Here is a 12,294-nt window from a genome sequence, read left to right as displayed (position 1 = left end):
CGAACGTTTAGTACAACAAATTGTTGTGCGGATAGCGTGCGGTGTGGAGTTCGGAAACCATCTCGTATAGCTTCGCGCGAAACTCTTCGACATTGACTTTGTCCGTAGCTGAAACGAAGATCGCCGGCGCAGCATGGCGACCCATCCAAGAGTTTTTAAAATCCTCCAACGTCACTTTGATTTCTTCGCCATCCTCATCTTGTTCAACCGCCGGTTTGTACGCGTCGATCTTGTTGAACACCGTCAAGATTGGTTTATCCAGCGCTTTCAAATCTTTCAAAGTTTCATTCACCGCGTGAATATGATCTTCGAAACTATGGTGTGAAATATCCACCACGTGAATCAAAATATCCGCTTCGCGCACCTCATCCAAAGTCGATTTGAAACATTCTACCAAGTGATGCGGTAATTTTCGAATAAATCCAACGGTATCTGATAGCAAGAAAGGCAAGTTTTCGATTACCACCTTGCGAACGGTAGTATCTAACGTCGCAAATAGCTTGTTTTCGATCAATACATCCGACTTGGACAATAAGTTCATGATCGTCGATTTCCCGACGTTGGTATAACCCACTAATGCGACGCGAACGAGTTCGCCGCGATTTTTGCGCTGCGTTTCATTCTGCTTGTCGATATGTTGTAAGCGCTCTTTGAATAAGGAAATCTTGTTCAAAATCATCCGGCGGTCACTCTCGATCTGGCTCTCACCGGGACCACGCATACCGATACCACCTCGCTGGCGCTCCAAGTGAGTCCACATGCGGGTTAGTCGTGGCAATAAGTATTGTAATTGTGCCAATTCTACTTGCGTTTTCGCCTGAGCGGTCTTTGCATGGTTGGCAAAAATATCTAAGATCAGGTTGGATCTATCCAACACCTTGATCTCAAATTCCTTCTCTATGTTACGCAGTTGCGATGGCGAAAGCTCATCGTCGAATACGACGATGTCAATTTCTTCTGCTTTTATGAATGCTTTGATCTCGTCCAGCTTTCCCGATCCAACAAATGTTGCCCGATCTGGCTTGGTTAGTTTTTGCGTGAAAACGCCTTTTACAATACCACCCGCCGTCTGCACCAGAAAATCCAACTCACCCAAGTATTCCTTGGCGGTTTCGTCCGAGACGCCCTGCGGAATGACACTGACTAAAATAGCCGTTTCTTGTTTCGCAGCGGTATCGTATATTTTTGGTTCTTTTCCCATTAAATCTCTCTCTCTTTATGATTGTAAAGTACAAAGATACGTGTTTTTAAGAGATTTTATCCCAAGCGATAGCTGGGCCTTTGTGGGTGAGTTTTTGGAGTAATGATTGGTGTTCTGGAAGTTGCAGCTCGGGGTCTTGCAAGAAAATGTCGATCACCGTTTCCCGTACTTCGGTTAGCAAGGCTTGATCTGTGCTGAGGTTGGCAATTTTCATTTCCAAAATGCCCGATTGTTGAGTGCCCGAAATATCTCCAGGCCCGCGCAATTGCAAGTCCACTTCGGCAATCTTAAAACCGTCATTGGTTTCCACCATCGTTTCCAGTCGCTTTCTGCCGTCTTTGCTTAGCTTATTGCTCGACATTAAGATACAAAAAGATTGCTCCGCACCGCGCCCAACACGGCCGCGCAATTGGTGTAGTTGCGAAAGGCCGAAGCGTTCGGAATTTTCGATAATCATTACCGAAGCGTTGGGAACATTGACGCCGACTTCAATCACGGTGGTGGCCACCATAATCTGCGTTTCTCCTTTTACAAAACGTTGCATTTCAAAGTTCTTGTCCTTCACCGGCATTTTGCCGTGTACCACGCTGATGCGGTAGTTGGGTAGTGGAAATTCACGCATCAGAGATTCCAGTCCTGCTTCCAGATGTAGTAAATCCAGCTTTTCACTTTCTTTGATGAGTGGATAAACGATATAGATCTGTCGACCCTTTTGGATTTCTTCGCGCATAAAACCAAAAGCGCGCAAGCGCTGGTTTTCGAAAAAATGCACGGTTTTGATGGGTTTTCGGCCTGCCGGCAATTCATCAATTGCCGAAATGTCCAGATCGCCGTACATCGTCATGGCCAAGGTGCGCGGAATCGGCGTCGCCGTCATCACCAGCATGTGGGGCGGAATGGTGTTTTTGCGCCAAAGCTTGGCGCGCTGCTCCACGCCAAAACGGTGTTGTTCATCGATCACGACGAAGCCAATATTTTTGAACTTTACTTTATCCTCGATCAAAGCATGTGTGCCGATCAGAATATTCAGACTACCGTCTTCTAGCTGTTCGTGAATACGACGACGCTCTTTGGTCGACGTTGATCCTGTCAATAATGCGACCTGACACAAATCTTCCCCCAGCAATTCTTTCACGCCGTGATAATGTTGTGTCGCCAAAATTTCTGTCGGCGCCATCATGCAGGCCTGAAATCCATTGTCGATGGCCAATAGCATCGCCATAAGCGCCACCACCGTTTTGCCCGAGCCGACATCGCCTTGCACCAAGCGATTCATCTGTGCGCCGGTATTCGTATCAATGCGGATCTCTTTCATCACGCGCTTCTGCGCGCCCGTAAGTGGGAAAGGTAATCTCGTATTGAAAAACGTATTGAAATGATCGCCTACTTGCGTAAAGCGATGTCCACGGTATTTCTTGGTGTTGAGTTGCTTATTGCGCAGCAAGCGCAACTGCAGCCAGAATAATTCATCGAATTTGAGCCGACGAGAAGCGGTTTCATACGCTTTCTGATCGGTCGGGAAATGAATGCCCAATACAGCTTCACGAGCTGGAATCAGATGATGTTTCTGCCGTAGATCTGCGGGTAGATCATCTTCCCAATTCGGCAATACTGTTTCTAAGGCTTGAGCCACCAACTTCTGCAAACCTTTGGTGTCCAGATTGAATTTCTTCAGTTTTTCGGTAGAAGTATAGACCGGCTGCAAGGTTTGGTTGCCGATTTTTTTCTCGGAAGATTGGTACAGTTCCATCTCGGGGTGCGTGATGGAAATCGCGCCATTGAATGAGGTCGGCTTGCCGTACATGACATACACTGCATTGAGCTGCAGCGTTTTTTTGAGCCAAGCGATTTGTTGAAACCAAACCAATTCGACCGTTCCGGTTTCGTCTTTGAGCAATCCGACTAGGCGCTTCGCGCGCTTTTCGCCAACCTCTTGCAGGCGAATTAGTCGCCCCAAAACTTGCGCGCCTAATAACGTAGCGTCCAGTTGTCGGATTTTGAAAAACTGCGTCCGATCCACGTACCGAAAAGGATATAGCTGTAGCAGGTCGCCGATCGTGAAAATCTGCAACTCTTTTTTCAAGACGTCGGCTTTTTGCGGGCCGACGCCTTTTAGATATTCGATGGGAGTGATCGCTGTCAATACAGCCATATCAGGAAATCAGATTTTTAGGAGCCTTTTTTCCAAGCGATGACGGAGATCTCCACGTTTACATTTTTTGGTAAAGTCTTCACGGCTACGGTTTCGCGCGCGGGCTGGTTCTCCACAAAGTATTGCGCATAGACATCATTGATGGTCGCAAAGTCATCCATATTGCTAATGAAGATCGACGTTTTGACTACGTCATTGAAGCTGTATCCAGCGTGCTCCAAAATGGCCGATACATTTTTCAAGACCTGATGGGTTTCATCGGCAATGCCTGTAGCGACCAATTGCATGGTTTCTGGCAAGAAAGCAATTTGCCCAGAAACATATAACGTATCTCCGGCTTGCACCGCTTGATTGTAAGGGCCAATGGCTTTGGGTGCAGCATCTGTGTTAAAAATCTTCTTTTCAGACATGGGATATAAGGTGTAGTGATATAAATATTTTGTGGTTTTGTATGCTTACAGCTAATGTACGACACCGCGGCAAAAATCTAAAATTTAATTGTCGAAGACCTTGTGGGACGATTCTTTTTTTTGACGGATAAAGTTGTAGTTTTGCTTGTTATGAACTTTTGGAATATGAGGCAACGAATTGGTTTTTTATGTGTAGGATTAGTGATGATGTTGGTATTGTTTTCTTGCGGAAGCAAGAAAAGACGCAATAAAGTGTTGGTAAAACCAAATACCGAAGTAACAGGCGTAGCGCAGGGTAAACCGGAGCTCGAAGGGCCGAAGGAAGCGGAGGTAGCGCAAACATCGCGCGCCGCAGAAGTCGTAAAAGCGACGAAAGTAGCCGAGAAAGAAGTTCCGCAGCCGATACGCGCGCAATTGCCAGAAGTTCGTCGCGAATTTCGCGCAGCGTGGATCGCCACCGTAGCCAATATCAACTGGCCATCGAAAAACAACTTATCGACAGATCAACAAAAGCAGGAAGCGATTGCGCTTTTGAATCTGTTACAAGAGAATAATTTTAATGCCGTGATCTTTCAAGTAAGACCATCGGCAGATGCATTATATAATTCTTCCTTAGAGCCTTGGTCTTATTTCCTAACGGGTGAGACAGGTCGTAAGCCTTATCCGTATTATGATCCGTTGGAGTTTTGGGTAGAGGAAGCACACAAGCGGGGTTTGGAATTACACGTATGGCTTAATCCGTATCGGGCACATCACAGTTCTGGTGGGGGGGTGGGAAGTGCTTCGCTGGTGAAGAAATTCCCTCAAAATGTTGTTCGTCTAAAAAATGGTATGTATTGGTTTGATCCGGCGGATCAAACTACACAAGATCATGCTTCGATGGTGGTGCGCGATATCGTAAAACGCTATGATATCGATGGCGTGCATTTCGATGATTATTTTTATCCATATGCATCGTATAATGGTGGTGCCGATTTTCCAGACAACACTTCGTGGAATGCTTATCGCCAACGCGGCGGTAATTTATCGCGTGCCGACTGGCGCCGCGATCAAGTAAACCGCTTTATCAAGCGTGTTTACGGAGAGATCAAAGCCGAAAAGAAGCATGTGAAATTTGGATTGAGTCCGTTTGGAATCTGGAAACCGGGATATCCATCCGGGATCACGGGGTCATCGCAGTACGATGAATTATATGCCGATGCCAAGTTGTGGTTGAACGAAGGTTGGGTGGATTATTTTGCGCCGCAATTGTATTGGGCGATTGATCCGCCGCGTCAAAGCTTCCCGGCTTTATTGCGTTGGTGGCAATCCGAAAACAAACACAATCGCCACCTTTGGCCAGGTTTAAATACGGTGGAAGTACGTACGGCAGATCGTCCGACAGAGATCGTCCGCCAAGTTGAATTAACGCGTCAAATTGTGCCGAACAGCCAAGGTGTTATTCACTGGAGTATCGCGGGCTTAACCAAAAGTCCAGCCATGGTGCAAGCATTGGTCAATGGCCCTTACAAAGAAAAAGCATTAGTTCCTGCCTCGCCTTGGCTGCAAACAACACCATTAATCACACCAACGTTGTTGCTGACGAAAGAAAAATCCGGATCTGTTTTTGCCAAATGGCAACACCGTACACCAGAAGATGTGAATCACTGGGTGGTATATGCTAAGTACGGCGATAATTGGGAATACACGATCTACGATCGCGACATTACGTCGAGCGAATTCTCGCCAAATAAACAAGGTGCTAAGTTGCGCGGTGTAGCGGTGCAAGCGATTGATCGTTTGGGTAATGCCAGTGATTATCTGGCTTACGACGTAAAATAGCGACTTTACAACGGCGGTGTGTGCTGTCCTTTAAGAAGTTGATTTTTTTGAATAGATTTATAAAAAACAAAAGTTGATATGATCTACGCTCGACTTATTATCATCTTCCTATTAGGCGGTCTTTATCACGTAAGCTGTTCTTCTGGCGCTAGCAAACAATCGGCTTCTTCGTTGGAATCGATAGATTCTGTGGAGTCCGAGGCTCAGCAATTACTCACCGGAGCCGATCAGAAGGCGGCCTATTTGCCTTTGCTTCAAGGGAAGAAGGTTGGACTCATGGCCAATCAAACTTCCATTGTTGGCGATACGAGTACGCATTTGGTAGATTACTTGTTGACGCAAAATGTCGATGTGAAATTCGTGTTCGCACCAGAACATGGCTTTCGTGGGCAAGTAGAGCGCGGTGAAAAAGTCGACAATGAAGTCGACGCCAAAACGGGTATTCCACTGCCGACCTTGTACGGTGGCAATGATAAGCAGGATGAGATCGTGCAATCTATTGACGTGATGATCTTCGACCTGCAGGATGTGGGAGCGCGATTCTATACCTACATTACTTCCTTGCATCGTGTGATGGAGCTGTGTGCTAAGCACAATAAACCACTCATCGTGTTGGATCGCCCGAATCCGTGTGGCGATCAGGTCGATGGTCCGGTAAGATCAGATGATAAATATAAAGCAGACGTTTCCTTTCACAAAATTGCGATGGTGCATGGCTTGACTATTGGTGAGCTGGCGCAAATGATCAATGGAGAACGCTGGCTGGAAAAAGGTCGTACGTGTGAACTGCATATTATTCCGGTACAGCATTACACGCATTCAACCAGATATGTGTTGCCTGTCGTGCCATCGCCAAGTTTACCGAATGACGTCTCGGTGAGATTATATTCTTCCCTTTGTTTATTTGAGGCGACAGATTTTTCCATCGGTCGAGGTACGGACTGGCCCTTTCAAGTCGTAGGTTATCCAGATCCTATATTTGGCGACTTTAAATTTACACCCGGCGAGAAATCGGGCATGGCTAAGCATGTGGAGGGGAAAGGGCAGGTCAACTATGGATTGGATCTGCGCGGTGTCGATCCCGGTCAACAGCAGTTTACGTTGAAATACTTATTAGATTTTTATCATAAAATGCCGGATAAGAAGCGATTCTTTACCCGTCCGGATTTCTTCGATAAGCTGGCGGGTACCGATCAATTGCGGCAGCAAATCATCGCCGGTAAGAGCGAAGCGGAAATCCGAGAATCGTGGAAAGAAGAATTGACCGCCTATAAAACGATGCGCAAGAAATATTTGCTGTATCCAGATTTTGAATAAGAGGCCGAGTTGCGGCATCACGATATATTATTGACCATATTATGATCATTAGAACGACCGAAAAAGAATCGAATCACCAAGGATTAGATAACATGTCGACCACCGAATTGTTGACCAATATCAACCAAGAAGATCAAACGGTGCCCCATGCGGTGGCGTTGGCTATTCCAGCTATTGAAAAATTAGTGGATATCACCGCTGATCGGATGAAAGCGGGTGGACGACTTTTTTACATTGGAGCGGGCACGAGCGGTCGATTGGGTGTGGTGGATGCATCGGAATGTCCGCCGACATTTGGTGTACCAGCCGATTGGGTGATGGGATTGATCGCTGGTGGCGATACGGCCATTCGCAAAGCGGTCGAAAATGCAGAAGATGATGCGGAACAAGCTTGGCGAGATTTGGAAGCATATGACATTAATACGAAAGATACTGTGGTCGGCATTGCTGCTTCGGGCACGACGCCATACGTCATCGGCGGACTGCAGCGTGCCAACGCTGCCGGTTTGGCGACGGGATGTATTGTGTGCAATGCTGGATCGCCTATTGCTGCTGAAGCGCACTATCCAGTAGAAGTGGTGGTGGGTCCTGAGTTTGTGACTGGATCGACGCGCATGAAAGCGGGAACAGCACAGAAATTGGTGTTGAATATGTTGAGCACGGCTGTGATGATTAAACTTGGCCGCGTTAAAGGAAATAAAATGGTAGATATGCAGCTATCCAATCATAAATTGGTCGGCCGTGCGGTACAGATGGTGATGGATGAAACGGGAGCGAACGAAACCACTGCAAAGGAATACCTAGACAAATATGGCAGCGTGCGCGCTGCGGCTACGCATTACGAAGCAGATTTAAAAAACTCTTAACGCCCTCATGATGTCGCCGATTATCTTATTATGTTTCCTGATTGTATATTTTGCCGTGCTGCTATCCATTGCGCATTTTACCTCCAGAAAATCCTCTGATAACGCCACTTTTTTCGTAGCAAACCGCAATGCGAAGTGGTATATGGTGGCTTTCGGGATGATTGGCACCGCGCTTTCTGGCGTGACCTTTATTTCCGTGCCCGGAGCTGTCGGCGCCAATAATTTCAGTTATTTTCAGTTTGTGCTGGGCAATGCTATCGGTTTTGTACTAATTGCTTATGTATTGTTGCCGCTCTATTATCGGCTAAATCTTACCTCGATTTATACGTATTTAGAAGAGCGACTCGGCCATAAAAGCTATAAGACTGGCGCCATGATCTTTTTGATTTCGCGAACCATTGGTTCGGCTTTTCGATTGTATCTGGTGGCCATTATCCTGCAAAAATTCATCTTTGATGCGTGGAATGTACCTTTCATCGTTACCATTGCTTTGTGTCTTTTGCTCATCTGGCTGTATACTAATAAAGGTGGGCTGAAAACCATTATCATCACAGATATGCTGCAAACGTTTTTCCTACTTTTGGCGGTTGTGCTGTCTATCTATTTTATGGCAGATGGATTGGGCCTGTCTATGATGGAGGCTTTTGAATCAGTCAAGGAAAGTAGTTATTCTAAGATTTTTGTGTGGGAAGATTTTTTAGGATCTCGCAACCATTTCTGGAAACATGTGATTGGCGGCGCATTTGTTACGATTGCGATGACAGGGCTGGATCAGGATCTGATGCAAAAGAATTTGAGTATGCGCACTATTGGCGAAGCGCAGAAAAACATGCTGACGTTTACTGGTATATTTATCGTGATCAATTTGTTTTTCCTCTGCGTTGGTGCGCTGTTATATATCTATGCCGCGAAGAATCAAATCGATCTTACGGCAATGCGCACACCAGATTATCTGTATCCAGAGATTGCGCTTAATTATTTGACGGTGCTGCCCGGGATTATCTTTATGTTGGGACTTACAGCGGCGACGTTTGCTACCACAGATTCTGCATTGACGGCCTTGACAACGTCATTCTGCGTGGACTTTCTAGGATTTAATAAGAAAACAGATCCGAATGCGCCGCATTTGATTCGCCAACGAAACTACGTTCACGCAGGGTTTTCCGTCATTATGCTATTGGTGATTATGATCTTTCGGATCGTGAATGATGACTCGGTGGTAAATGCGATTTTCACGGCGGCCGGCTATACCTATGGGCCTTTGTTGGGCTTATTTGCTTTTGGAATTTTAACCCGATTGCGCGTTCGCGACCAGCTGGTTCCTTTCATCAGTGTGATTTCGCCGACGGTTATTTTTCTAGTCATCAATACAGATTATCTGTTTTCATTGGGCAACTACCAAGTAGGATTTGAGTTGATTATTTACAACGGTTTGCTCACGTTTCTGCTGCTACTGTTAAGTTCGCCGGGCAGATTGAGATTAGATCCTGAGGTGGTGCAAGAGGTGCCAAAGCGATAATGAGATCGTTAAAAGAACTTAAAGTACCTGATGCCTTATTGCGTGGCTAGCAAAATTCGTTTATGTTTGAGAATAGATCTATATTTTGAGTATGCACGATAGTTATAATGAAACGATTGCCTACATCCGCCGGAAAATAGGTGATTTTGTGCCTGAATTTGGTATTGTCTTAGGTACTGGTTTAGGAAAGTTGGTCAATGAAATTGATGTCTCTTACCAATTGATGTATTCCAATATTCCAAACTTTCCGATCTCTACCGTAGAGTTTCACTCTGGAAAGTTAATCTTTGGGCAATTGAATGGTCGCAATGTGGTAGCCATGCAAGGTAGACTGCATTATTACGAGGGGTATGGTATGCAAGAGATCACTTTTCCAGTACGTATCATGAAGCTGTTGGGTATCCAGAAATTGTTTCTGTCGAATGCCTCGGGTTCGTTAAATCCTGATATTAAAAGAGGTGACCTCGCAATTATAGACGATCATATCAATCTATTGCCTGATAATCCGCTGCGCGGACCAAATAATGAAGACTTTGGGCCACGTTTTCCTGACATGAGCCAACCTTACGATCGTGGAATGATCGAGCAAAGCTTGTCGATTGCACATAGTTTGGGTTACAAAGCACATAAAGCCGTGTATGTAGCTGCGCCAGGTCCAAACTTAGAGACCCGTGCCGAATATCGTTATATGCGCATTATTGGGGGCGATATTGTCGGGATGAGTACCGTGCCTGAAGTAATCGTTGCGCACCATATGAGTGTGCCCGTTTGTGCTATTTCCGTGGTTACCGACGAAGGATTTCATGCGAATCTGCATCCGGTTTCTTTGCAGGAAATTGTTTCGGTGGCTGCAGAGGCGGAACCTAAATTAACGCGACTGTTAAAAGAACTAATTGTGTTGCAATAATTTGGCGCATAAGATGTATTTTTGTCTCAATTTGCCGGGAATTTACTAAAGATGATCTTGTTGAGGGCGTTTCTATTGTGTGTCGTGTTTTGTTGTTTGTCTTTTGTGGCTGTTGCACAAGAGCAAGAGTTCAGTTCGGCATTGGATTCTGCACGAGCGGCAGAGGATAATAAGCAAGATTCGGTCGTTTTTTCGGCGCGTTATGTGCGGTACACTACTTTGGCGGCACTGAAGCAACGCACACAGACTTTTCAGATCGATACCACGCATCACAATTTTCAGTATTATAATAAGCAACTGCAACCCTGGAACCCTAGTATCAATCTGGGTGCCTACGGTTTAGCGACACGTGACTTATTATTCAACCCGAATAAGAGTATTGGTTTTCAGACTGGATATAATGCATTAGACCGTTATTTAGTGAAGGCCGACTCGGTGCAGTATTATCGTGCGCGCGCTCGTTATTCAGAGTTGTATGCCGTTGGATTTTTCTTCAATGATCAGATTTTTCGGGCGAAACTAGCGCAGAATCTTCATTCTCGCCTCAATATCGGCGCAGAATATAACGCGGCCAACACAGATGGTTTTTATCAGAATCAACAATATAGTGACCGAAAAGGTAGCATATTTTCCTGGTATGAATCGCCTAGCTTGCGGTATAATCTCTTAACAAACTTTACCTTCAATACATTAGATGCTTCAGAAAATGGCTCTATTGTGAATGATGAAGTATTCTCCAATAATTCAGAAAGTAGGGGATCTTATAGTGAAATTCCTAACCTTCGGGGTGCGAATGCTAATCGTCCGCGAACGAAGTGGAAGGATATTGGCTTATTTATGAGGCAATCGCTTTATCTTGGTCGTATTGATACAATCAATAAAAATCTTCCTGAAATGGAGGTCCGGCCTACCAATGTGGTGGCGCACAACCTCTATTTGCAAAATCGGCGTTATATGTTTTATAAGAATGAAGCTGATGCCAACGGAATATTTCCACTCAACAACTTGGTGGAGGTAGGGGATACCACGAGAGTGACCACATTGACGAATGAATTTACGTATAGTTTTTTTCTTCGTAGCCCTTCGCTAGCTAACGAGATTAAGTTGGATTTGGGTTTTCAAAATGACCTGATCTGGTATGGCGAAGATAGGCAACGTGACACTAATAGTATTGCACTACCGCAGGATACGGTCTATCGAACAACGTTTCAAAATAGTATGATTAAGGGACGTTTAGGTTATCAATTCTCGGATCGGGTAGATGTCAGCTTGGGTGTGAACCAAATTGTATTGGGTGAAAACTTTGGAGATTTTCTCTACGAAGCACAAGCCAATATTTCTGGAGGGGATAATTTGGGGCATATCCAATTAGGCGCATATACGCAAAGTAAATCTCCAGAAATGATTTTTCAGCGAGCCAACTTGTCATACCATCAATGGCGTCCAGACCAGACTAACTTTAACAATACAAAGACGCAGAATCTTTCGTTTTCCTATGTAAATCCGAAGTTGCGATTCTCTGGTAAGGCCGAGTATTTTCTGATGGATGGATTTCTCTATTTTAGAGAAGTGGCTAATCCGCAAGATGATCCTGCTTTGAGCCGTGTGATTGAGCCAGCGCAGCATGGAGCACTTAATTTGCTAAAACTAACGGTGACACAAAACTTTAGCTTTAGAAAATTTCATTTGGACAATAGAGCGGTCTATCAGAAATCTGACGCCATGGATGTGCTGGCTATTCCAGAATTATACACATGGCATAGCTTTTACTATGCAGACGTGCTCAGTGAGGTATTAGACTTTAGGTTAGGATTGGATGCTCGCTTCAATACGCCTTTTCGAAATCCTTCGTATGCAATGAATGCGGGTCAGTTTTATAACGACAATGCAGGAATAGAATTCTCCACTTACCCAATTTTTGATATCTGGGCAACGGCCAATATCAAACGTGTCAACCTCTTTTTGAGTTACAACTTTGTAAACCAACATATCGCGCCGAACGGGTTCTATACCGTTAGAAGGTATCCGATGCAGGATGCTAATATCCGCTTCGGATTATCGTGGAAGTTCTACGATTAATTTATTAAACCTCAATCAATTT

The 12,294-nt window shown here is 45.1% G+C and carries 9 protein-coding genes; 6 read left to right on the top strand and 3 right to left on the bottom strand.

Annotated features, from left to right (window positions below):
- Positions 1-7: 7 nt before the first annotated feature.
- Genes hflX through DC487_RS07220 form a run of 3 tightly spaced genes read right to left on the bottom strand, consistent with a single transcriptional unit; the run spans position 8 to position 3,763 of the window.
- Complete coding sequence (hflX, locus tag DC487_RS07230; protein ID WP_116775292.1) at positions 8-1,201, bottom strand: GTPase HflX; 1,194 nt, start codon at positions 1,199-1,201, stop codon at positions 8-10.
- A gap of 46 nt (positions 1,202-1,247) precedes the next feature.
- Complete coding sequence (gene recG / locus DC487_RS07225) at positions 1,248-3,353, bottom strand: ATP-dependent DNA helicase RecG (RefSeq protein ID WP_116775291.1); 2,106 nt, start codon at positions 3,351-3,353, stop codon at positions 1,248-1,250.
- A gap of 17 nt (positions 3,354-3,370) precedes the next feature.
- Positions 3,371-3,763, bottom strand: a complete 393-nt coding sequence (locus DC487_RS07220; RefSeq protein ID WP_116775290.1) for a RidA family protein — start codon at positions 3,761-3,763, stop codon at positions 3,371-3,373.
- A gap of 165 nt (positions 3,764-3,928) precedes the next feature.
- Here DC487_RS07220 and DC487_RS07215 point away from each other — a divergent pair, with 165 nt between their 5' ends.
- From DC487_RS07215 to DC487_RS07190, 6 genes are all read left to right on the top strand, one after another.
- Positions 3,929-5,584, top strand: coding sequence for a glycoside hydrolase family 10 protein (locus tag DC487_RS07215; protein ID WP_116775587.1), 1,656 nt, complete (start codon positions 3,929-3,931; stop codon positions 5,582-5,584).
- A gap of 78 nt (positions 5,585-5,662) precedes the next feature.
- Positions 5,663-6,901 (top strand): exo-beta-N-acetylmuramidase NamZ family protein, encoded by a 1,239-nt coding sequence (locus tag DC487_RS07210; RefSeq protein WP_116775289.1) that lies wholly within the window; start codon positions 5,663-5,665, stop codon positions 6,899-6,901.
- Positions 6,902-6,942: 41 nt separating this feature from the next.
- Complete coding sequence (gene murQ, locus DC487_RS07205; RefSeq protein WP_394341834.1) at positions 6,943-7,767, top strand: N-acetylmuramic acid 6-phosphate etherase; 825 nt, start codon at positions 6,943-6,945, stop codon at positions 7,765-7,767.
- 10 nt (positions 7,768-7,777) lie between these two features.
- On the top strand, positions 7,778-9,286 hold the full coding sequence (locus DC487_RS07200) for a sodium:solute symporter (RefSeq protein ID WP_116775288.1): 1,509 nt from the start codon (positions 7,778-7,780) through the stop codon (positions 9,284-9,286).
- Positions 9,287-9,377: 91 nt separating this feature from the next.
- Entirely contained in the window at positions 9,378-10,193 is an 816-nt protein-coding gene (locus DC487_RS07195) for a purine-nucleoside phosphorylase (RefSeq protein WP_116775287.1), read from the top strand.
- A gap of 105 nt (positions 10,194-10,298) precedes the next feature.
- Complete coding sequence (locus tag DC487_RS07190) at positions 10,299-12,272, top strand: putative porin (RefSeq protein ID WP_239016336.1); 1,974 nt, start codon at positions 10,299-10,301, stop codon at positions 12,270-12,272.
- Positions 12,273-12,294: the final 22 nt, after the last annotated feature.

The organism is Sphingobacterium corticibacter (genome assembly GCF_003076635.1).
Classification (GTDB): domain Bacteria; phylum Bacteroidota; class Bacteroidia; order Sphingobacteriales; family Sphingobacteriaceae; genus Sphingobacterium; species Sphingobacterium corticibacter.
This window is presented reverse-complemented; position numbering and strand designations above follow the sequence as displayed.